The organism is Lichenicola cladoniae (assembly GCF_013201075.1).
GTDB classification, from domain to species: Bacteria; Pseudomonadota; Alphaproteobacteria; order Acetobacterales; family Acetobacteraceae; genus Lichenicola; species Lichenicola cladoniae.
Map to the genome: position 1 here is coordinate 2,407,956 of NZ_CP053708.1, position 21,872 is coordinate 2,429,827.

Annotated in this window: 17 protein-coding genes and 1 tRNA gene; 3 read left to right on the forward strand and 15 right to left on the reverse strand. The window is 65.6% G+C overall.

Features of this window, described 5'->3' with window-relative positions; all coding sequences use genetic code 11:
* Positions 1–40: 40 nt before the first annotated feature.
* From lon to HN018_RS11215, 6 genes are all read right to left on the reverse strand, one after another.
* Positions 41–2,599: an endopeptidase La gene (gene lon / locus HN018_RS11190; RefSeq protein WP_171835473.1), complete on the reverse strand. Its 2,559-nt coding sequence runs from the start codon at positions 2,597–2,599 to the stop codon at positions 41–43.
* Positions 2,600–2,758: 159 nt separating this feature from the next.
* The gene (gene clpX / locus HN018_RS11195; RefSeq protein ID WP_171835474.1) at positions 2,759–4,015 is read right to left on the reverse strand and encodes an ATP-dependent Clp protease ATP-binding subunit ClpX; all 1,257 of its coding nucleotides are present in this window, start codon (positions 4,013–4,015) and stop codon (positions 2,759–2,761) included.
* Positions 4,016–4,285: 270 nt separating this feature from the next.
* Entirely contained in the window at positions 4,286–4,933 is a 648-nt protein-coding gene (gene clpP, locus HN018_RS11200) for an ATP-dependent Clp endopeptidase proteolytic subunit ClpP (RefSeq protein ID WP_171835475.1), read from the reverse strand.
* A gap of 204 nt (positions 4,934–5,137) precedes the next feature.
* Positions 5,138–6,475: a trigger factor gene (gene tig / locus HN018_RS11205; RefSeq protein ID WP_171835476.1), complete on the reverse strand. Its 1,338-nt coding sequence runs from the start codon at positions 6,473–6,475 to the stop codon at positions 5,138–5,140.
* A gap of 99 nt (positions 6,476–6,574) precedes the next feature.
* Positions 6,575–6,659, reverse strand: a tRNA-Leu gene (locus HN018_RS11210).
* A 98-nt stretch (positions 6,660–6,757) separates the two neighbouring features.
* Positions 6,758–8,197: an NAD(P)H-hydrate dehydratase gene (locus tag HN018_RS11215; RefSeq protein ID WP_171835477.1), complete on the reverse strand. Its 1,440-nt coding sequence runs from the start codon at positions 8,195–8,197 to the stop codon at positions 6,758–6,760.
* A gap of 116 nt (positions 8,198–8,313) precedes the next feature.
* Here HN018_RS11215 and HN018_RS11220 point away from each other — a divergent pair, with 116 nt between their 5' ends.
* Positions 8,314–8,817, forward strand: a complete 504-nt coding sequence (locus tag HN018_RS11220; protein WP_239478600.1) for a CopD family protein — start codon at positions 8,314–8,316, stop codon at positions 8,815–8,817.
* Between the two features lie 29 nt (positions 8,818–8,846).
* On the opposite strand, the gene HN018_RS11225 is transcribed toward HN018_RS11220, so the two are convergent.
* Entirely contained in the window at positions 8,847–10,655 is a 1,809-nt protein-coding gene (locus HN018_RS11225) for a glycoside hydrolase family 15 protein (RefSeq protein ID WP_204259511.1), read from the reverse strand.
* A 917-nt stretch (positions 10,656–11,572) separates the two neighbouring features.
* Here HN018_RS11225 and HN018_RS11230 point away from each other — a divergent pair.
* Positions 11,573–13,114: a DEAD/DEAH box helicase gene (locus HN018_RS11230; RefSeq protein ID WP_408886796.1), complete on the forward strand. Its 1,542-nt coding sequence runs from the start codon at positions 11,573–11,575 to the stop codon at positions 13,112–13,114.
* 16 nt (positions 13,115–13,130) lie between these two features.
* Positions 13,131–14,456, forward strand: coding sequence for a class I SAM-dependent RNA methyltransferase (locus HN018_RS11235; protein WP_239478603.1), 1,326 nt, complete (start codon positions 13,131–13,133; stop codon positions 14,454–14,456).
* A gap of 53 nt (positions 14,457–14,509) precedes the next feature.
* Here HN018_RS11235 and HN018_RS11240 read toward each other — a convergent pair whose 3' ends face one another.
* The 8 genes from HN018_RS11240 to sufB form a co-directional block, all read right to left on the reverse strand.
* Positions 14,510–15,604: a winged helix-turn-helix domain-containing protein gene (locus HN018_RS11240; RefSeq protein ID WP_239479285.1), complete on the reverse strand. Its 1,095-nt coding sequence runs from the start codon at positions 15,602–15,604 to the stop codon at positions 14,510–14,512.
* A gap of 147 nt (positions 15,605–15,751) precedes the next feature.
* On the reverse strand, positions 15,752–16,135 hold the full coding sequence (locus HN018_RS11245; RefSeq protein WP_171835478.1) for a HesB/IscA family protein: 384 nt from the start codon (positions 16,133–16,135) through the stop codon (positions 15,752–15,754).
* 18 nt (positions 16,136–16,153) lie between these two features.
* Positions 16,154–16,606: an SUF system Fe-S cluster assembly protein gene (locus HN018_RS11250; RefSeq protein ID WP_408886712.1), complete on the reverse strand. Its 453-nt coding sequence runs from the start codon at positions 16,604–16,606 to the stop codon at positions 16,154–16,156.
* Positions 16,603–17,073, reverse strand: coding sequence for a Fe-S cluster assembly sulfur transfer protein SufU (sufU, locus tag HN018_RS11255; RefSeq protein WP_171835479.1), 471 nt, complete (start codon positions 17,071–17,073; stop codon positions 16,603–16,605). Before sufU ends, HN018_RS11250 begins: the two co-directional genes overlap by 4 nt.
* Positions 17,066–18,325, reverse strand: a complete 1,260-nt coding sequence (locus tag HN018_RS11260) for a cysteine desulfurase (RefSeq protein WP_171835480.1) — start codon at positions 18,323–18,325, stop codon at positions 17,066–17,068. Before HN018_RS11260 ends, sufU begins: the two co-directional genes overlap by 8 nt.
* Positions 18,322–19,608: a Fe-S cluster assembly protein SufD gene (gene sufD / locus HN018_RS11265; protein ID WP_171835481.1), complete on the reverse strand. Its 1,287-nt coding sequence runs from the start codon at positions 19,606–19,608 to the stop codon at positions 18,322–18,324. The genes HN018_RS11260 and sufD overlap by 4 nt, the downstream gene beginning before the upstream one ends.
* Entirely contained in the window at positions 19,605–20,375 is a 771-nt protein-coding gene (gene sufC / locus HN018_RS11270; RefSeq protein ID WP_171835482.1) for a Fe-S cluster assembly ATPase SufC, read from the reverse strand. The genes sufD and sufC overlap by 4 nt, the downstream gene beginning before the upstream one ends.
* Positions 20,372–21,865 (reverse strand): Fe-S cluster assembly protein SufB, encoded by a 1,494-nt coding sequence (sufB, locus tag HN018_RS11275; RefSeq protein WP_171835483.1) that lies wholly within the window; start codon positions 21,863–21,865, stop codon positions 20,372–20,374. Before sufB ends, sufC begins: the two co-directional genes overlap by 4 nt.
* Positions 21,866–21,872 lie beyond the last annotated feature (7 nt).

The following is a 21,872-nucleotide window of genomic DNA, read 5'->3' on the forward strand; positions in this document are numbered from 1 at the left end:
TGAGAAACGGGCACATACCCACCCGCTCCTCACCAGCCGATCAATGCGGCAACGACGGACTCACGCCGGCAGCAACCGGGGCCGCCACCGGCTCAGCCGGCTCTTCCCACTCGATGGCTTCCGGATTCCGCACCAGGGCCTGCCTGATGACCTCGTCCACGTGGGCAACCGGGATCAGCTTGATGAACTTCTTCACCGACTCCGGGATTTCCGCGATGTCCTTCTCGTTGTCCTTCGGGAAGAACACCGTCGTGATCCCGGCCCGCATCGCCGCCAGCAGCTTCTCCTTGAGGCCCCCGATCGGCAGCACGCGCCCGCGCAGCGTGATCTCGCCGGTCATCGCGATATCCCGACGAATCGGGATCCCGGTCATGACGCTCACGATCGACGTCGCCATGGCGATGCCGGCCGAGGGCCCATCCTTCGGTGTCGCCCCCTCCGGGACATGCACGTGGATGTCGCGTTTCTCGAACAAGGTCGGCTTGATCCCGAAATTGATCGAGCGGCTCCGTACATAGGACAATGCAGCCGACACGCTCTCCTGCATGACGTCACCGAGCTTGCCGGTCGTCTTCACCAGGCCCTTGCCGGGCAGCATGACGCTCTCGATGGTCAGTATCTCGCCGCCTACCTCGGTCCAGGCCAGGCCGGTCACCACGCCGACCATGTCCTCGGATTCGGCCTCGCCATACCGGTAGCGCTTCACGCCGGCGTATTTCTCGAGGTTCTTCTTGGTGATCGTCACCTTCTTGGCCTTGCCGGTGACGATCTCCTTCACCGCCTTCCGGGCCAGGTTGGCGATCTCGCGCTCGAGGTTCCGCACACCGGCCTCACGCGTATAGGTCCTCACCAACTCGCGCAGCGCGTCGTCCGATAGCGACCATTCGTCAGGCTTGAGGCTATGAGCCTCCGTCTGCTTGGCCAGGAGGTGGCGCTTGGCGATCTCGACCTTCTCGTCCTCTGTGTAACCAGGGATGCGGATGATCTCCATCCGGTCCAGCAGCGGCTGCGGCATGTTCAGGCTGTTCGCCGTGGTCACGAACATCACGTCGGACAGGTCGTAATCGACCTCGAGGTAATGATCGGCGAACGTGCTGTTCTGCTCCGGATCCAGCACCTCGAGCAGTGCCGATGACGGATCGCCGCGCCAATCGGCGCCCAGCTTGTCGATTTCGTCGAGCAGGAACAGCGGGTTCGAACTCTTCGCCTTTTTCATGCCCTGGATCACCTTGCCGGGCATCGAGCCGATATAGGTGCGCCGGTGGCCACGGATCTCGGCCTCGTCCCTGACGCCGCCAAGCGACATCCGCACAAAGTTCCGGCCGGTCGCCTTGGCGATCGACTTGCCCAGCGACGTCTTGCCGACGCCGGGTGGTCCGACCAGGCAGAGGATCGGCCCCTTCAGCTTGTTCGCGCGGCTCTGCACGGCCAGGTACTCGAGGATCCGCTCCTTGACCTTCTCGAGCCCGTAATGGTCGGCATCGAGGACCTTCTCGGCCTCGAGCAGGTCGTTGCGGACCTTGGAGCGCTTCTTCCAGGGGATCGACACCATCCAGTCGAGGTAGTTCCGCACCACCGTTGATTCTGCCGACATCGGGCTCATGGCGCGCAGCTTCTTGAGCTCGCCGGTCGCCTTGTCGAGCGCCTCCTTGGTGAACTTGGTCTTCTTGATCTTGTCCTCGAGTTCGGACGTCTCGTCCTTGCCGTCCTCGCCGTCCCCAAGCTCCTTCTGGATCGCCTTCAGCTGCTCGTTCAGATAGTACTCGCGCTGGGTCTTCTCCATCTGCCGCTTGACGCGGTTCCGGATGCGCTTCTCCACCTGGAGCACGCCGATCTCGGCCTCCATGTGCGCGAACACCCGCTCCAGGCGCTCACCGACCGGCAGCGTCTCGAGCAGTTCCTGCTTTTCCGAGATCTTGAGATTGAGGTGGCTGGCGATCGTATCGGCCAGCTTGCTCGGCTCCTCGATCTGGTTCAGCGAGACCAGCACCTCGGGCGCGATCTTCTTGTTCAGCTTGATGTACTGCTCGAACTGGCTGACCACGGTGCGCCCGAGCGCCTCGACCTCGCTGCCCTCGGCAGGCGCCTCCTCGGGCATCTCCTCGACAACCGCCTCGAAATGGCTCTCGGTCTCGCAGAACTCGCGAATCCGCGCGCGCCGGCCGCCTTCGACCAGCACCTTCACAGTGCCATCGGGCAGCTTCAGCAACTGCAGGATCGTTGAGACGGTGCCGCATCGATAGATGTCGTCGGCGGTCGGGTCGTCCTGAGCCGCGTTCTTCTGCGCGACCAGGAGGATCTGCTTGTCCTCCTTGGTCACCGCCTCCAGGGCCCGCACGGACTTCTCGCGGCCGACGAAGAGCGGAACGATCATGTGCGGGAACACGACGATGTCGCGGAGCGGCAGTACCGCCAAAGTGGTTTCGCCAAGCGCCCTGGACGAACCGGAACCGTCCGCTTGGACCTCGGCGGAAGCCGCCTGCTCGGTCTCCACCGCCGCCGGTGCGGGATCGACCGCCGGCAATGTCTCGTCCGCGCCCTCGGTGTCGGTATCTTCTGTATCGAAGCCTTCCGGCTTGCCGTCGGTGTCTTTCACCATCTTGACCTCCTGAAGGACAGTCCGTGGCATGACGCCCGAAACGGCGCGTCAGGCCACTGAAGAACCATGATGTTGCATCATGGCATTTCCATGAAGCATGTCGTCATGGCCACCCGACCCGACAAGAGGTGGCCATGATCGTGACAGCCGGCCTGCAGATCAGGCCGACTGCTCGGCTGGACGCTCCTGTCCATAGACGAACACCGGGTTCGCCTTGCTCTCGGCAACGTCCCGGTTGATCACCACCTCGTCGACGTTCTCCAGTCCAGGCAGGTCGAACATGGTGGTGAGCAGGATCGCCTCCATGATCGAACGGAGCCCTCGCGCGCCGGTTTTTCGGGCGATCGCCCGGATTGCGATGTGCTTGAGCGCGTCCTCGGTGAAGCTGAGTTTCACTCCCTCCATCTGGAACAGGCGGGCATACTGCTTGACCAGGGCGTTCTTCGGCTTGGTCAGGATCTCGATCAGCGCCTGCTCGTCCAGGTCCTCGAGTGTCGCCACCACCGGCAGACGGCCGATGAACTCAGGGATCAGCCCGAACTTCAGCAGATCCTCGGGCTCGACCTCGCGCAGGATCTGTCCTGTACGGCGCTCCTCGGGAGCCTGCACGTGCGCGCCGAAACCGACCCCGGCACCTCGGCCGCGTGCCCCGATGATCTTTTCCAGGCCGGCGAATGCGCCGCCGCAGATGAACAGCATGTTGGTCGTATCGACCTGCAGGAACTCCTGCTGCGGATGCTTGCGCCCGCCCTGCGGCGGTACGGACGCCACGGTGCCTTCCATGATCTTCAGCAAGGCCTGCTGCACGCCCTCGCCACTCACGTCGCGGGTGATCGACGGATTGTCAGACTTGCGGCTGATCTTGTCGATCTCGTCGATATAGACGATGCCACGCTGGGCCCGCTCGACGTTGTAGTCAGCCGACTGCAGCAGCTTCAGGATGATGTTCTCGACATCCTCGCCGACATAGCCGGCCTCGGTGAGCGTCGTCGCATCCGCCATGGTGAATGGCACGTCGAGGATGCGGGCAAGGGTCTGCGCGAGCAGGGTCTTGCCCGAGCCGGTCGGACCGACCAGCAGGATGTTCGACTTGGCGATCTCGACGTCGTTGTTTTTGGCGCCATGAGCCAAGCGCTTGTAATGGTTATGAACCGCGACCGAGAGCACCTTCTTGGCGTGGAACTGGCCGATCACGTAGTCGTCCAGGACCTTGCAGATCTCCTTCGGCGTCGGAACCCCGTCCCTCGACTTCACGAGGTGGGTCTTATGCTCCTCGCGAATGATATCCATGCAGAGCTCGACGCACTCGTCGCAGATAAAGACGGTCGGCCCGGCGATGAGCTTTCGGACCTCGTGCTGCGACTTGCCGCAGAACGAGCAGTATAACGTATTCTTCGAGTCGCTCGACTTGCTCATGGCCACTCCTACCCCGGGCGGCGGTCGGTTGCCGCTTCGCCCTTGGGTCCAGCTGGGAAGACTAGACCTGCCCCAGAAAATTCATCAAGTACGGAGGATCAGCCGGATCATCCGATCGTGCAACCACAGGGTGCGTAGCGCTATCGGAGCGCAGCCAGATCCGCAGTGCCCGACCCGATGGACCAGCTTATCTACCGCGTCTTTGAGATGGGATGCGGGTGGCCATCCTGCCACCTTCATCCCAACCCGATCGCGTTAACCCCGGCTTCGTCAGCTGCGGGTCATATCCTCGGCCACCGGCACCGGGCGATTCTGCAGGACCTCGTCGACGATGCCGAACTGGCGCGCCTCGTCGGCCGACATGTAGCTGTCGCGCTCGAGCTTGCGCTCGATCTCCTCCAGCGTCTGGCCGGTATGGACCTCGTAGATCTCGTTCAGCCGCTGGCGGAGATAGAGGATCTCCTTGGCCTGGATCTCGATGTCGCTGGCCTGGCCCTGGGCGCCGCCGGACGGCTGATGCACCATGACCCTGGCATTCGGAAGCGCGAGGCGCTTGCCCTTGGCACCGGCCGCGAGCAGCAACGATCCCATCGACGCCGCCTGGCCGATGCAGAGGGTGTTCACCGGGCTGCGGATGTATTGCATCGTGTCGTAGATCGCGAGCCCGGCCGACACGACGCCGCCTGGGCTGTTGATGTAGAAGGAGATTTCCTTCGTCGGGTTGACGCTTTCCAGGTGAAGCAGCTGGGCGCAGATCACCGCGGCAACCTGGTCGTAGACCGGCCCGGTCAGGAAGATGATCCGGTCCTGCAGCAGCCGCGAATAGATATCGAAGGCCCGCTCGCCGCGTGAGGTCTGCTCGACCACCATCGGCACCAGGCCGCTATTGTAGATTTCGAGGGGAGAACGGTCCCACATCTGCTCGTATCCTGACCTGAGGTCGCCGACGCCAGGGGCGTAACACCCCGGACGATCCGGCTTCGATTGCTGACGCCTATGGGCTCCCGCCTGCCCGGTCGACGCCAATCTCCATTCAGAACAAGATAGAGATTAAACGCGCCTGTGCCAGCCCGGGAGCCTCCGCACCGTCTAGATGGTGCGGAGGCATGACCGTTGGAAGCCTCAGAGTTCCGCGGGCGGGACTTCGGCGAGTTCTTCAGGCGTCACGATCTTCTCTTCGACCTTGGCGAGCTCGAGCACGTAGTCGACGACCTTGTTCTCGAAGATCGGCCCACGCAGCGTCTCGGCTGCCTGCGGGTTCTGGCGGAAGAAGTCGATCACCTGCGCTTCCTGGCCCGGATAGCGGCCGGCTTCGGCCCGCATCGCCCGCACCATCTCGTCCGACGTCACCGTCACGCCGTTGGCACGGCCGATCTCGGCCAGCAACAGCCCCAGCTTCACCCGACGCTCGGCGATCTTGCGATAGTCCGAGCGAAGCGTGGCTTCGTCCTTGTCCTTGTCCTCGTCGTCCAGCCGCCCTGCCTTGAGGTCCTGCTCGACGCGCGACCAGATCGACGCGAACTCGCCCTCGACCATGCCCTCGGGCGCCTCGAAGTCGGTCTGCGTGGCAAGCTGGTCCAGCAGGTCGCGCTTGATGCGCATCCGCGACATCTGCTCGTATTCCTGCCTCACCTGGCCGGACAGCGCCTCGCGGACCTGCTCCAGCCCCTCGAAACCGATCTGCTTTGCGAGATCGTCGTCGAGCGCCGGCTCGATCGGGCGCTTCAGCGCCTTGGCGGTCACGTCGAAGGTCGCGGCCTTCCCGGCCAGCTCGGTCGCCTGGTAATCCTCGGGGAAGGTCACCTCGATCGTGCGGCTCTCACCGGGCACCAGCCCGTCGAGCTGCTCGGCGAAACCGGGAATGAAGCCCTGGCCGCCGATCTCGACATTCACGTCCTCGGCGGTGCCGCCATCGAAGGCGACGCCGTCCACCTTGCCGAGGAAGTCGACCGTCAGCATCTCGCCCACTGCGGCGGCGCGCACTTCATCGATCGTCTCGAAGCTGCGCTGGCGCTTGGCGATGTCGGCCAGCGCCTTGTCCACGGTTGCCTGGTCCGGCTCGGCCTTCAGGCGGGTGAGCGTCAGCTGCGTCAGGTCGGGCTGCGTGATCTCGGGCAGCAGTTCCAGCTCGACCGTGAATTCGAGATCGACGACGCCGGCTTGCTCGAGGTTGCTCACCAGCTCGACCTTCGGCTGCGAGGCCTGGCGCAGGCCGCGCTCGGTCATCAGGTCGCGCGTGGCGTCGTTGACCGTCTGCTCGAGCAGTTCGCCGGTCACGGCTGTTCCGTAGCGCTGCTTGACGATCGCCATCGGCACCTTGCCCGGCCGGAAACCGGCCAGCTTCATGGTGCGACCGAGCTCGGTCAGCTTCGCATGACGCTTGATCTCCAGCTCGCTTGCCGGCACCACCACGGTGAAGCCGCGCTTCAGACCCTGGTTAAGGGTTTCAGTGACCTGCATGAGCCAGGCAATCCTCTCGTGTTCAGACGAAGTGCCCGACGAGACCCTGCTGGGGCTGGTCGCCGGACGTTGGGCAGGGGCGGAGGCCAAGGCAGGGTCTGGTGCGGGCGGAGGGACTTGAACCCCCATGACTTGCGCCACCAGAACCTAAATCTGGCGTGTCTACCAATTTCACCACGCCCGCTCTGGATCCCAGACCCGCTTCCGCGAGCGCGGGCCTTTAGCTTACGCCTCGAAACGAGGCAAGTCCGCAGCGCTACGCGTTCCTGTGTGCAGGCCCGATCAAGCCAGCCCGCGCACTGCTTCCCGTGCCAGTCGGCAGGCTTGCGGCAGATGTCGTGGAAGATCCTCCGCAAGCAGCCCTTCCCCCGCCAGCGTCCCGGCCTGCCCATGCAGCCATACCGCCGCGGACGCCGCCTCGAACGGCGCCATCCCCGAGGCGAGGCAGGCTGCCGTGATCCCGGACAGCACATCGCCCGACCCCGCCGTTCCCAGCCAGGCGGTCGCATTGTCGTTGACCGAGATCCGGCCATCCGGGGCCGCCACGATGGTATCCGGGCCCTTCAGCACCAGAACTCCGCCGAACAGCGCAGCTGCCCGTCTCGCCGCGCCGGCCCGGTCCTGTCCCGGATCGCCGAACACCAGCCGGAACTCGCCGGCATGCGGCGTCGCGATGCTCACACCACGAAGCCGATCCTGCTCACCGGCCGCCCCGGTCAGTGCCCCTGCATCGGCCACCACCTGCCTGCCCGCGGCCAGCAAAGCCGGCAGGGCATTGCGCACCTCGTCCATCCCGAGGCCAGGACCGCAGACCCAAACCTTCCTTCGCTGATCCTCGAGCAGCCGCTCCAGCTTCTCCTCGTCCACGATCAGCCCCGGTTCGCCGACGCGATAGATGTCTGCGCCATGTTCGGCGGCGATCCGCACCAGCCCGGCCCCGGCCCCACGTGCTCCGGCCGCGGACAGCCGTGCGGCACCGGTCATCTGTGCACCGCCGCACACGCTCACCACGCCGCGCGTGTATTTATGGGCTTCCACCCCAAGCTCCGGCAGCCGCCACAGCCCAGGTGCATTGAGCCAGGCATTCACCTCGACACCGGCGTGCGGCCCCCGGATGCCGATGTCGCAGATCTCGAGCCGGCCCATCCGTTCGCGTCCGGGCAGCAGGAAATGTCCCGGCTTGGCCCGGTGGAACGTTACCGTCAGCCACGCCGCCGGTGCAAAGCCGAGGACGGCCCCGGTCTCGCCATCGACTCCGCTCGGCATATCCACTGCGAGGACGCGCCGGGCCGCCGCCAGGGTTTCGGCAACGACGCCCTCGACCGGTCGCGTCAGGCCGGCGCCGAACACTGCATCGATCACCAGGCCGGCCCGCGCCGCCTCCAGCGGCTCGAACGGCACCAACGGACCTTGCCAGAGGCTTGCGGCCCGCTCGGCGGCGCTACCGGCCCGTGGCGATGCCAGGCTGGCGACAGCGACGGGCCATCCTTCCTGCGCCAGCAACCGCGCGGCCACATAGCCGTCGCCGCCATTATTCCCCGGCCCGCACAGCACCAGCGTGCGACAGCGAGGACCCGCCCGCATCGCCGCCCGTGCGACCGCCCGGCCTGCATTCTCCATCAGACGGTAGAGTCCGTCCGGCGACGCGGCGGCCGCGGCGCGGTCCACCAGGGCCATCTGGCCTGGCGTCAGCAGCTCCAGCCGATCCGGAATCACGTACATGAACCATCTCCCTGGTGCCTGTCCGATCTCGTACAGGCCTCGCGTCCCGGCTTGCATCAACGCGTCGGAAACGCGATCAGCACGCGACGCATTGCAAAGCAACGAGGCCGACCGGCATGACCCCGACCGTGAACACCGAGATGATGACCGACGGTTCCGTCTCTTCAGGAGGCACGGCTCTATGGGGCCTCGTGCTCGCCATCCATCTGCTCGGCATGGCGATCTGGCTAGGCGGCTCCGCCTACACCCTGCTGGTGCTGCGCCCCAGCCTCAGCCTGCTCGACCAGAACCAGCGGAACTCGGTCAGCCTGCAGACCCTCAAGCGCTTCTTTCTCATGGTCTGGCACGCCATGCCGCTGATGCTGATTACCGGCTGGGCCATGTACGTCGGCCGGCTCGGCGGCTTCGCCAATCCGGACTGGCACATCCAGGCGATGCAGGGCATCGGCGTCGTGATGGCGCTGATCTTTGTCTACACGTTCTTCGGGCCGTTCCGGAAAGCGCGTCGGGCACTCCGTCCCCAGCCTGCAACCTTCGACAAGATCAGGTCCATGGTCAGCATGAACCTGCTGCTCGGCATCGTGGTCGTCGTGATCGCATCGCTGGGACACAACTTCTAGGTACTGCCCCCGGGGGGAGCCGCCGTCCGTCAGGCGGCCTCCTCCATTTCTCCACGGACTGGCACCTTGCGGTTGCGTAGATGCACGGCGGCACTGACCAGGGCCACGTGCGAGAATGCCTGCGGGAAGTTGCCGACCTGGCGTCGCAGATGCGGATCGTATTCCTCGGCCAGCAGGCCGAGGTCGTTCGACAACCCGACCAGGCGGTCGAACAGTGCCTCCGCCTCGGCATAGCGTCCGAGCACGACGTAGCTGTCCACCAGCCAGAAGCTGCAGGCGAGGAACGCGCCTTCGCCCCCGCTGAGCCCGTCCGCTGTCTCGTCGGTGCGGTAGCGCAGCACAAACCCGTCGACCAGCAGCTCGCGCTCCACCGCCTCGACCGTGCCCAGAATACGTGGGTCGTCGCCCGGGAGGAACCCGATCACCGGTAGCAGCAGCAGCCCTGCATCGAGCGCATCGGTGCCGAACGACTGGGTGAAGCTGTTCTTCTCCTTGTTGAACCCCTCGCTGCAGATCATCGCGTGGATCTCGTCGCGAACCGCGCGCCATCGCTCGACCGGCCCGGGCAGGTCGTAGTCCTCGATGTCCTTGATCGAGCGATCGAACGCCATCCAGCAGAACGCCTTGGACACGGTGAACTGCTTGCGTCCGCCGCGGACCTCCCACATCCCCTCGTCCGGCTCCTTCCAGATCGTCTCCAGGTGCTCCAGCAACCCGAGCTGCAACGACCAGCCATAATTTGCCTGGCGGAGATTCTCGCGCCGCGCCAGATGCAGCGCGCTGATGACTTCTCCATACACGTCGAGCTGCAGCTGGCCTGCCGCCGCGTTACCGACCCGGACCGGAACCGAGCCCTCGTAGCCGACAAGCCACGGCACTTCCCACTCCATGAGCTGCCGCTCGCCGGCGATGCCGTACATGATCTGCAGCTGTTCCGGACTGCCGGCGACGCTGCGGTGCAGCCAATCACGCCAGCGTCGCGCCTCGTCGTAGTAACCACCGGCCATCATCGCGACCAGGGTCAGGGTCGCGTCGCGAAGCCAGCAGAACCGGTAGTCCCAGTTCCGGCCGCCACCGATCTGCTCCGGCAGCGAGGTCGTGGGAGCGGCGACGATGCCCCCGGTCTCCGCGAAGGTCAGGGCCTTGAGCGTCACCAGGGACCGCTTCACCGCATGGCTATGCGGACCGTCATAGGCACACCGGCCGGCCCATTCCTCCCAGTACGTCAGCGTGTGGCTCAGTGCCTGGTCGACATCGATCGCCGCCGGTGCCGGCAAATGCGACGGACCGTAGCTCATGACGAAGGTGAAACGCTCGCCCTCCTTGACGGTGAAGTTCGAGACCGTCCGCATATCCTCGCCCTCGAGCGGCACCTCGGTCCGCAGTACCACGAGCGCCGGACCGGCGATGGCGGTGATCCCCGCCTCATCCGGCAGGCGCGTTACCCAAGGTATGGATGTCCCGTAGTCGAACCGCAGCTTGAGCTTGTTGGTCATCTCGACCTGGCCGCCACGGCCCTCAACGATCCGGACGATCGTAGGCGCCGCCGCGTCGATCGGCATGAAGTCGATCAGGGCGACGCGCCCGGTCCGGGTCTCGAAGATCGTCTCCAGGACCATTCCGCTATCGCGATAGGCCCGCTTGCTGGTGACGAACTCGACCGGCGCCACGAGCCAGCGACCGTTCTCTTCGGTTCCGACCAGGGCGGCGATGCACGCCGCGCTGTCGAAGCGCGGCCAGCACAGCCAGTCGATCGACCCGTTGCGGCCTACCAGGGCACAACTGGCACAGTCGCCGATGAGGCCATAATCCTCGATCGGAAGTGGGGAATACGGCAAATTCAACCCCTTGGTCTAATAGGCGTCCGTTGAACGGAACCCATAATCAGGGGTTCCCACGGGGACGCCAATGAGCACCGGATCGAAACGACCCGGCTGTTGTGGCGACGGCTGGAAGCTTGACTTTACGAGGCCATATAGGGATACGCAGCACGGCCCAACCTGCAGACGAGCGAGTCTTCGGGTTCATGATGCTGGCGGTCGTTGTAACAACGGCAACTCAGCCGGGCCGTCAAGAGACCCGCCGACCTGTCCGCCGCATCCGCGGCCGGCTCCAAGCGGCAACATCCCTTGTTCCGCAAACTGACAGGTTCGAGAAAGTTTTGAGCGACACCATAACCGGCACGACTGAAGGTCAGACCGCTGACCCGACCCTGGACGACGCTGCTCCCAAGCGGAAGGCACCGCGGAAGCGGGCTCCTTCCAAGCGCGTGAAAGCGGCAGATCGTCCTGTCGAGACCTCGCCAGAGCTCGTGACGGAGGCAATCCCGGACGCGCCGGAGGTCCCGTCGCCAGTCCTCGGCGACACGCCGGCCGCCGAGCCGGAACAGCTGGCTATACCCGAGCTGACCGAAGCCCCTGCAGCACCGACTACGGACACTCCCGTCGAAGCCGAGTCGCTCGACCTCACGTCCGCACCGCTGCACGTCGCCGGCGCAGGTTTTGTCGCGCCGCCGGCTGACGTTGCTGACGAGGCGCCCGCTGTCGTTCCGGAAGATGCCGCCACGGTTCCTCCGGGCGATGCCGGTGACCACCGCGCCCCCGATGCGATCATCGTCGTTCCTCCGGTGACCGAAGCCGAGGCACTGCCGTTGTTCTCTTCGCTCGGCCTGTCTGAGCCGATCCAGCGTGCGATCGAGGAGATGGGGTACCGCCACCCGACCCCGATCCAGGCACAGGCGATCCCCTACGTGCTGATGGGTCGCGACGTCCTCGGCGTTGCCCAGACCGGAACCGGCAAGACCGCCAGCTTCACCTTGCCACTGCTCGACATCCTGTCCGGGTCCCGCGCCCGCGCCCGGATGCCGCGCTCGCTGATCCTCGAGCCGACCCGCGAACTCGCGCTGCAGGTTGCCGAGAACTTCGTGATGTACGGCAAGTATACCAAGCTCACCCACGCCCTCCTGATCGGCGGCGAGAGCATGCAGGACCAGAAGGCCGCCCTCAACGCCGGCGTCGATGTCCTGATCGCCACCCCCGGACGGCTGCTCGACCTGTTCGAGCGCGGCGGCCTGCTGATGACCCAGACCAAGACGCTGGTCATCGACGAGGCCGACCGCATGCTGGACATGGGCTTCATTCCCGACGTCGAGCGCATCGTCACGCTGCTGTCGCCGAACCGCCAGACGCTGTTCTTCTCGGCAACGATGGCGCCGGAGATTCGTCGCCTCGCCGATGCCTTCCTGCAGAATCCCAAGGAAATCACCGTCAGCCGGCCCTCCACGGTCGCCGCCCTGATCGTTGCCGGCCTGGCCATCGTCGAGGACGTCGACAAGCGCAAGGCGCTCCGCAAGCTGATCCGCGCCGAGAACGTCTCGAACGCGCTGATCTTCTGCAACCGCAAGCGCGACGTCGACATCCTCTACAAATCGCTCGTCAAGCACGGCTTCTCCGCCGGCGCGCTGCACGGCGACCTGCCGCAAAGCGTCCGCACTTCCACGCTCGAGAAGTTTAAGCTCGGCGAGATCAAGCTGCTGGTCTGCAGCGATGTGGCGGCCCGTGGCATCGACATCGGCGGGTTGAGCCACGTCTTCAACTTCGACGTGCCGATCCATGCCGAGGATTATGTCCATCGCACCGGCCGCACCGGCCGCGCCGGCCGGTCCGGGCATGCCTACACTCTGGCAACCCCGCACGACCGCGGTTTCGTCGCCGCGATCGAGAAGCTGACCGGCCAGTCGATCCCGCCTCTCGAGGTCGAGGGGATCAACACCGCCGCATGGTCGGAGGACGATGGCCGCCGTGGCGGTCGCGGGGGCAGAGGCCGTACGCCGGAGAGGCGCCCGGACAATCGCCATACCGAGAAACGCGCCGAAGACCAGCCGAAGGTCGCCCCCGAGGCAAAAGAGCATCGCCGCGAACCCGACCGCGCGCGCACGCGTCCCGCCGAGACCGATCGTCCGGTCGAGCGCCAGCCCGCCCGTCAGGCGCAGCCGCAGGCGGCCGAAGCCCGCAGCGACCGCCGGCCCCAAAACGATCGGCCCCAGAACGAGCGGCAAGCCAGCGATCGGCCGTCCAACGACCGGCAGTCGGCAGAACGTCGTCCCGATCGTGGCCACGATGCCAAGCCGCAGGACGGCCGTCGCGATCAGCGTCATCGTCCGGACGATCTCGGCCCGGCCGTGACCGGCTTCGGAGACGAAGTCCCCGCCTTCATGCTGCTGCCGACCCGGGCCCGCAGACCCGATCCGGTGGACATGGAGCAGGATTACCCAGCACCGGCGCTTGGCCGGGACTGATCACGTGCCGGACGCCATGAGGTCGCCCCCCGATCCCATGGCGAACCCGTCCTTCACCGCCCGGATCGACAGCCTCGGCATCGAAGGTGACGGCGTCTCCCGCGAGCGCGGCGCACCCGTCCATGTCCGCTACGCGCTCGGCGGCGAGACGGTGTCCGCACGCACCATCGGCCGCGGTCGCGCGACCGCAACCGAGATCCTGTCGCCAAGCCCCGACCGTGTGGTGCCTCCCTGCAGCCTGTTCTTCGAATGCGGCGGCTGCGTGCTGCAGCACCTCGACCGGGCCGCATTGCTATCCTGGAAGACCGGCCTGGTCGGCGACGCACTGCGCAATGCAGGCTTCACCGTCCCCGCCGGTATCAAGGCCACGCAGAGCCCGCCGCGCACCCGGCGCCGGATGGATATGGCTGTGCGTCGTGGTCCGGACGGCGTCATTGTCGGCCTGCACGTGCGAGGCAGCGACGAGGTCATCGCACTGACCGAGTGCCACGTCCTGATCCCGCAACTGTTTACGCTGATCGCCCCGCTCCAGGCCGTGCTCACCCGCCTGCAGGGGCTCCGCCGCATCGGATCGGCCAGTGTGAACCTGCTCGATAGCGGCCCGGACATCCTGCTGTCGTCCGATGCGCCGCTGGTGCCGCGCGACCGCACCATCCTGGCCGAGTTCGCGTTGACGAACGGCGTGCCGCGTATCGCCTGGCAACTCGAAGGCGGCCGCGCCGTCCCCGAAACGATCTGCAGCATCGCTCCGGCAACCCACAGCTTCAGCGGCGCCACCCTCTCCCCACCGACCGGTACATTTCTGCAGGCGACCATCGAAGGGGAGCATGCGATCACCGATGCGGTGCTGGCTGCACTCCCCGCACGCCTCCCACGCAGCGCGCGCGTGGTCGAACTCTATGCCGGCTGCGGCACCATCAGCTTCCCGCTATCGGAAAGGGCCCGGGTAATCGCCTACGAGGGCAATCCCCTGTCGGTCGGTTGCCTTCGTACCGCCGGAGCCGGGCGGCGGGTCGAGGTGCATCTGCGCGATCTCAACCGCCAGCCGGTTATGGCGCGCGACTTCGCCGGTGCCACCGCAATCGTACTCGACCCACCGCATTCAGGCGCCGGCGCCCAGGCGCGCGAACTTGCGACCTCCGGCGTGCCGAACATCATTTACGTGAGCTGCAACCCGACCGCCCTCGCGCAGGACGCCAAGCTCCTCGCCGACGCCGGATACAAGCTGCAGCAGGTTACGGTGATCGATCAGTTTCTATGGTCGGCCCGGGCGGAGAGCGTCAGCCTGTTCACCAAGACCATCGCGACCCGACGTGGGCCGCTGGTGAGACCGCCGCGGTAAGGTCAGGGCGCTGCCCTGGACCCGTTGGAGCCGTAGGCCCCAAACCCCGAATTCTATAAGATCAGCACATTACGGAGCGATTTGCAGAGGTCGCCTGAGCCGATGATCGCGACGTGATCTAGTCCAAGCCACCGTGCCGCCAGCACCAGTTCGGCCATCAGACGCTCGGCCACGCCGGCAGGACCATCCGGTTCTGCATGCGCGCTCTGGACCAGCAGCACCCGGTTCTGCCGGTCCGCCTTCAGATCCACACGCGCCACGATCCGCCCGTCCATCAGGAACGGCAGCACGTAGTAGCCGTGAACGCGCTTCGCCGCGGGCGTGTAGATCTCAATCCGGTAACGAACCCCGAACAGCCGTTCCGCCCGCGATCGTTCCCAGATCAGCGGATCGAATGGTGCCAGCAACGCCTGCCCAACGATGCTGCGGGGCATGCGTGCGTCGGCATGAAGATAGGCCTGCTGCGCCCACCCCTGCACCCGAACCGGCAACAGCCGGCCCGCATCGACCAGTTCGCGAATACGGGGATACGCGTCGTCGGGCTTGAGCCGGAAGTAATCCCGCAGATCGCTCGCCGTCGCGACGCCGAGCGCCCGGGCAGACCGCTCCATCAGCATGCGCTGCGCATCCACCTCGTCCGGTGTCGGCGCGTCGACAACGGCACGTGGCAGTGCCCTCTCGGTCAGGTCGTACACACGCTCGAAACTGCCGCGCCGCATGGTCGTGGTGATCCGACCGGCCCAGAACAGCCACTCGAGCGCATGCTTGGCATCGCTCCACTCCCACCAGCCGCTCTTGGCCCGAGTTTCCGCGACATCCGAGGCAGCGACCGGGCCGTCGGCCGCGATCCGCGCCAGCAGCACGTCAGCCTCGCCACGACGCTCGCCGGCAAAGGGCATGAGCCGCCCCCACATGCCCTGCCCACGCTCGGCACGTACCATACGCCACCGCAGCAGCGGCTGCAGATTGAGCGGCAACAGCGACGCTTCGTGCGCCCAGTATTCAAATAATCTGGGTGTCCGGCCCCAGGCAGCCGTGTCGAGCAGCTCGCGTGGATAATCGCCGAGTCGCGAGAACAGCGGCAGGTAGTGCGCCCGCACCACCACGTTGACGCTGTCGATCTGGTGCAGTCCCAGCCGCTCGATCACGCGTCGCAAATGGCCCTGGTCGACCGGACCGGCCGGCCGGGGTTGGGCGAACCCCTGCGCTGCCAGAGCAATCCGCCTCGCCTCCGACGAGGAGAGCGTGTCCTTCAGGAAGCGCCCGCCATATCGGCCGAATTCACCGGAAAAGGATCAGATGTGGAAGCTCTCGCCGCAGCCGCAGCGGCCCTTCTCGTTCGGATTGACGAACACGAACCCGGCGGAAAGGTCCTTGACCTCGTAATCCATGATCGTGCCGATCAGGAACAGCGATGCCTTGCGATCGACCAGCACAGTCTGGCCACGGTCGGTCACCACCTCGTCGCTTGGTCCGGCGGCCGGGACCCAGTTCATGTCATAGGACAGGCCCGAGCAACCCTTGGTCCCGACGCTGATGCGCAGAAGCTCCCCGGCATGCCCGGTTTCATAAAGGTTCTGCAGCCGCTCCGCGGCGCGATCCGACAGGGACATCAATGGCGGCAATGCGCGCCGCTTCGGCGCGGCGGTTGCGGCCTGGTCGATCTGGATGCTGTTCATGGCTCTAACCTTTTCCGCTCAGAACATGTTCAGCGACAGGCGAGCGTCGTCGCTCATCCGGCTCGGATCCCACGGCGGATCCCACACGGTCTCGACATCACATGCCGTCACGCCGGGAATGGTCATGACCGCTTCGCGAACCTGCACCGGGAGTTCCTGCGCGCTCGGACATCCCGGCGCGGTCAGGGTCATCTCGACCTTGATGCGCCCGTCCTCGTGCAGGTCGATCGCATAGATCAGGCCGAGCTCGTAGATGTTCACCGGGATTTCCGGATCATAGACCGTCGCGATTGCGCTGATCACGTCATCCTCGCTCACCGCCCCGGCGACTTCGCCATCCGGCGTCCAGGCCGAGACGACACTCTTCGTCTCGACATCGTCCGCCGGACGCGACGCCAGATTGAAGTTCGGCAGCTTCCGTTCGACCGACTCGTCCCCGTCAGGGTTCTGGTTGACCATCATGTCCATCATGGTTCCTCCGCCGACTTGAACGCCGCGCGTAGCGCGGACCACGGCAACGTCGCGCACTTCCTGCGTGACCTGTAGTCATGTAGGTCGGAGAACGCGAGAAGCAAACCAAGCTGCTCCCGCCCGTCCGCTCCGACCGCATCCGCGCCCTGCTGCATGAGATGATCGAGCCGTCCGTACAGTGCTTCGACCCGAAGCTCGTCCAGGCCCACGACGCTATCCGCCATCAGGTCCGCCGAAGCCGCGCAGATCGCGCAACCCCTCGTTCGATGCGCGATCTCGGCAACCTGGCGATGGGCGTCGAGCCGCACCGACACGCGCACCTTGTCGCCGCAGAGCGGGTTGCTGCCGTCACCGGCGCCGTCGGCCGGGTCGAGGTCGCCCGCATGCAGCGGCCGCCTTGCCCGCTCGACGACGAGCTCCTGGTAAAGCGATGCTGCCGTCCGGAACGAGGTCGCTGCCTCAGACAAGGAAGCGCCTCACCCGGTCCAGCGTGTCCGCCAGGACGTCGATCTCGCCCATGGTGGTGTAGATCCCGAAGCTTGCCCGCGCGGTGCTGCTGACGCCCATCCGGCGCATCAGCGGCTCCGCGCAATGATTTCCGGCCCGCACCGCGATGCCGTTCTGGTCCAGCAACGTCGCAATGTCATGCGCATGCGCACCCTGCATGGTGAACGAGATAACCCCGCCGCGCTCGGGCGCCTGCCCGATCACCCGGAGACCCTCGATCCCCGCCAGCCGTGCCAGCGCATGCCGGGTCAGTGCCGCCTCGTGCGCCTGCATGACATCGAGCCCGATCGCTTCGACATAGTCGATCGCCGCACCGAGCCCGATCCCCTCGATAATCGCCGGGGTGCCGGCCTCGAACTTGTGCGGCACCTCCGCCCAGGTGGTGTGCTCGAAACTGACCGAGCCGATCATGTCGCCGCCACCCAGGAATGGCGGCATCGCCTCCAGCAACTCGCGCCGGGCCCAAAGCACGCCGATCCCGGTCGGGCCATACAGCTTGTGGCCGGTGAACAAATAGAAATCGGCGCCGAGTGCCTGCACGTCGACCGGGCGATGAACCACCGCCTGCGATCCATCCAGCAACAGCTTCGCGCCGGCCGCATGGGTCATCTCGGCGATCCGTGCCGCCGGCGTGACCGTGCCAAGCACGTTCGACATGTGCGTGACGGCAACCAGCCCGACCTTGCGGTCCGCCAGCAACGCCTCGAACGCCACGAGATCGAGTTCGCCCGCATCGGTCACCGGGATCACCCGCAGCTCGATCCCGGACCGGTCACGCAGCATCTGCCAGGGCACGATGTTGGCATGGTGTTCCATTTCCGAAATCACCACCGCCTGCCCCGGCCGCAATAGCGATCCGTAGCTGTGCGCGACCAGGTTGATCGCGTTGGTGGAGCTTCCGGTGAACACGATCTCTTCGCGGGACGCGGCGTTCAGCAGCCGTGCCACCTTGTCGCGCGTGCCCTCGTAGGCGTCCGTCGTACGCTCGCTCATCCAGTGCAGGCCACGATGCACGTTCGCATACTGGGTCCGCATGGCATGCGACATCGCATCGATGACCACGTTCGGCTTCTGTGCCGATGCAGCGCTGTCGAGGAACACGAACGGCTTCCCCCGGATCGTCTCGGACAGGATCGGGAAATCCGCACGCAGATAGGAGAGGTCCGGCCCCTCGGCGTGCAAGATCGGGATCGTGCGCGACAGCTCGTTCATGTAATCCTCCCGACCCACCAGTGCTCGACCGCACGGTCCAGCACGCCACGAACCAGCTCGTCCTCGACCAGTGCCAGCGCATCGTCGAGGAATGCACGCACCAGGATCGACCGCGCTTCCGTTTCCGGAACGCCACGGCTGCGCATGTAGAAAAGCTGCTCCTCGTCGAGCGCGCCGGCGGTGGCGCCGTGGCTGCACTTCACGTCGTCGGCGTAGATCTCGAGTTCAGGCTTGCAGTCGATCTCGGCATTCTCCGAGAGCAGCAGCGCCTGGTTCATCTGGTAGCCATCGGTCTTCTGGGCGATCCGGGCGACGAAGATCTTGCCCTGGAACACGCCGCGCGAGCGCTCGGTCAGGACGTTCTTGACGGTCTGGCGCGAGATGCAGTCCGGCGCCTCGTGGGAAATGACGCTGGTCAGGTCGGCCACCTGCTGCCCACCCAGCAGCTGCGCGCCATTCACATGAACCGCACCGTGCGGACCGCTCAGCGTCGCATGCACTTCATGCCGCGCCAGCGAAGCGCCCAGGGCCAGGTTGAACCCGTCATAGGCGCCCCGTTCGGCCACGGCCGCACGAATGGTCGAGAATGAGAATGCATCCGGTGCATCCTGCTGCAGTCGGACATGTCGCGCATGGGCGCCGAGCGCCACGCTGAAATCGGAAACGGTCTCGTGCAGGTAAGTGCCTTCGCCCGATGCGATCTCGAACAATGAAAGCGATGCGCCCTGCTCGAGCACAATGCGGTGCCGCAGATGGAAGGCGGCCGCTCCGCCCGTGCCGAGTCCGAGCGTCACGATCAGCAGGCGCCCGCCATCGACCCCGGCAGGGACATGGATCGTCGCCCCGTCCGTGGCCAGCATCGTGTTCAGGGCCACCATCGGATGCCGCAGCGGCTCACCAAGCTCGGGACCCGTGAACAGCGCGCGCGATGCCGTTGTCAATGCAGTCGACAGGACGCCATTGACGAACACCAGGCGCTTCAAGGCCGCCTCGCCATCGACGTCGAGCCCGGCGTTCGTCATCACCGCGCGGAACAACCGCTCGGCCGCCGCGCCGTCGACGGACTGCTGCTCGAATGCAGTGTCCCAGACCGGACGCAGGCTGGTGTAGCGCCACGCCTCTTCACGCCGGCTGGGGAAGCCATGACGGCGCAGCCAGTTCGCCGCCTCGTCCCGCGCCGAGACATCACCGGCAAGCCGGTCGCGTGTTGCTTCGTAATGCGCCAGGAACCCGACCGCATTGGCAGCCGGCTCGGCTGACCCCAGGGGCAGGATCGCGTTCATGCGGCCTCTGCGAGGAAGCCGGCGTAACCCTGCGCCTCGAGCTGATGGGCGAGCTCGGGTCCGCCGCTGCGGATGATGCGGCCGTTCGCCATCACGTGCACACGATCCGGCACCAGATAGTCCAGCAGGCGCTGGTGATGCGTGATGACCAGTGCCGAGAAATCCGGCGCGCGCAGCGCCTTCACGCCCTCGGCCACGATCCGCAACGCATCGATGTCGAGGCCGCTATCGGTCTCGTCGAGGATCGCGAAGCTGGGCTTCAGCATCGCCATCTGCAGCACCTCGTTGCGCTTCTTCTCGCCGCCGGAAAATCCGACATTGACGTTCCGCTTGAGCAGGTCCTCGGGCATCGACAGCAGCTTCGCCTGTGCCCGTGCCGCCTTCAGGAACTGCATCGAGTCCAGCTCGGGCTCGCCACGTGCGCGCCTGACCGCATTGACCGCGGTACGCAGGAAGTTGGCGTTGTTGACGCCCGGGAGCTCGACCGGCGCCTGGAACGCCAGGAACACACCGGCCGCCGCACGCTCCTCCGGCTCCATCGCCAGCAGATCCTGCCCGCGAAAGGAGACCGAACCGCCGGTCACGGTGTAATCCTCGCGGCCGGCCAGCACGTACGACAGCGTCGACTTGCCCGAGCCGTTCGGCCCCATGATCGCGTGGATCTCGCCGGTCGGGATCTCGAGATCGAGGCCGTTCAGGATATGCTTCGGCGTACCCTGGTCGTCGATGGTCGCGGACAGGCCTTCGATCTTGACGAACGCACTCATCCGACGCTTCCCTCGAGGCTGATCTGCAGCAGCTTCTGTGCTTCCACGGCAAATTCCATGGGCAACTCCTTCAACACGTCCTTGCAGAAGCCGTTCACGATCAGGCCCACCGCATCCTCTTCCGCCAGGCCGCGACTGCGGCAATAGAACAGCTGGTCCTCAGAGATCTTCGAGGTCGTAGCCTCATGTTCGATCTTCGCGGTCATGTTGCGATTCTCGATGTAGGGCACCGTGTGCGCCCCGCAGCGATCGCCGATCAGCAGGCTGTCGCACTGGGTGAAATTGCGAGCGCCCGACGCTTTCGGCATCACCTTGACCAGGCCGCGATACGTGCTGTCGGACTGGCCCGCGCTGATCGTCTTGGCGACGATGGTCGAACGCGTGTTCTTGCCGATATGGATCATCTTGGTGCCGGTGTCGGCCTGCTGGTGATTGTTGGTCACCGCGACCGAATAGAACTCGCCGACCGAACCCTCGCCCTGCAGGATGCAGGACGGATACTTCCAGGTGATCGCCGAACCGGTCTCGACCTGGGTCCAGGAAATCTTGGAACGCGCACCGCGGCACGCGCCACGCTTGGTGACGAAGTTATAGATGCCACCCAGGCCTTCCGAGTTTCCCGGATACCAGTTCTGCACCGTCGAGTACTTGATCGACGCGTCGTCGAACGCGACCAGCTCGACGACCGCAGCATGCAGCTGGTTCTCGTCGCGCATCGGCGCGGTGCAGCCTTCGAGATACGAGACGGACGCACCTTCCTCGGCGATGATCAGTGTGCGCTCGAACTGACCGGTATTGCGCGCATTGATCCGGAAATAGGTCGACAGCTCCATGGGGCAGCGCACACCCTTCGGGATGTAGACGAACGAGCCATCGGTGAAGACCGCCGAGTTCAATGCCGCATAGAAGTTATCCGCTGCCGGCACGACGCTGCCCAGATACTGGCGCACCAGCTCGGGATGCTCGCGCACCGCCTCGCTGATCGGACAGAAGATCACCCCCACCTTGGCCAGCGCCGTACGGAACGTGGTCGCCACGGAAACGCTGTCGAACACCGCGTCGACCGCAACCTGCGGACGCTCGGCATCCTCGCCCTCGGCCGGCTCGACGCCGGCCAGGATGGCACGCTCCTTAAGCGGGATTCCGAGCTTCTCGTAGACGGCAAGCAATTCCGGATCGACCTCGTCGAGCGACTTGGGTCCCGGCTTCTTCTTCGGTGCCGCGTAGTAGTGGGCATCCTGGTAGTCGATCGGCGGATGCACCGGCTTCGCCCAGGTCGGCTCCTGCATGGTGTTCCATGCGGCGAAAGCCTTCAGGCGCCACTCCAGCAGCCACTCGGGCTCCTGCTTGCGGGCGGAGATCAACCGGATGGTATCCTCGTTCAGCCCCTTGGGCGCGAAGTCCATCTCGATCGCGGACTCGAATCCCCATTTGTAGCTGGACTGGGTAAGAGCCTCGACGGCAGTCAGTGTATCGGCAACAGCAGGCATCAGGGCC

Excerpts from the sequence above, each read along its gene's own strand:
- HN018_RS11215 (WP_171835477.1), bottom strand. The coding sequence starts at position 8,197 with ATGTACGTGATTCCGGATCGGCTGGAGCTGCTGACGCCAGGCCAGATG.
- HN018_RS11220 (WP_239478600.1), top strand. The coding sequence starts at position 8,314 with ATGACCCCGACCGTGAACACCGAGATGATGACCGACGGTTCCGTCTCT.
- sufD (WP_171835481.1), bottom strand. The coding sequence starts at position 19,608 with ATGAACGCGATCCTGCCCCTGGGGTCAGCCGAGCCGGCTGCCAATGCG.
- HN018_RS11260 (WP_171835480.1), bottom strand. The coding sequence starts at position 18,325 with ATGAACGAGCTGTCGCGCACGATCCCGATCTTGCACGCCGAGGGGCCG.
- HN018_RS11250 (WP_408886712.1), bottom strand. The coding sequence starts at position 16,606 with ATGATGGACATGATGGTCAACCAGAACCCTGACGGGGACGAGTCGGTC.
- lon (WP_171835473.1), bottom strand. The coding sequence starts at position 2,599 with ATGGTGAAAGACACCGACGGCAAGCCGGAAGGCTTCGATACAGAAGAT.
- clpP (WP_171835475.1), bottom strand. The coding sequence starts at position 4,933 with ATGTGGGACCGTTCTCCCCTCGAAATCTACAATAGCGGCCTGGTGCCG.
- sufB (WP_171835483.1), bottom strand. The coding sequence starts at position 21,865 with ATGCCTGCTGTTGCCGATACACTGACTGCCGTCGAGGCTCTTACCCAG.
- HN018_RS11230 (WP_408886796.1), top strand. The coding sequence starts at position 11,573 with ATGGGTCGCGACGTCCTCGGCGTTGCCCAGACCGGAACCGGCAAGACC.
- HN018_RS11235 (WP_239478603.1), top strand. The coding sequence starts at position 13,131 with ATGAGGTCGCCCCCCGATCCCATGGCGAACCCGTCCTTCACCGCCCGG.
- sufC (WP_171835482.1), bottom strand. The coding sequence starts at position 20,375 with ATGAGTGCGTTCGTCAAGATCGAAGGCCTGTCCGCGACCATCGACGAC.
- tig (WP_171835476.1), bottom strand. The coding sequence starts at position 6,475 with ATGCAGGTCACTGAAACCCTTAACCAGGGTCTGAAGCGCGGCTTCACC.
- HN018_RS11245 (WP_171835478.1), bottom strand. The coding sequence starts at position 16,135 with ATGAACAGCATCCAGATCGACCAGGCCGCAACCGCCGCGCCGAAGCGG.
- clpX (WP_171835474.1), bottom strand. The coding sequence starts at position 4,015 with ATGAGCAAGTCGAGCGACTCGAAGAATACGTTATACTGCTCGTTCTGC.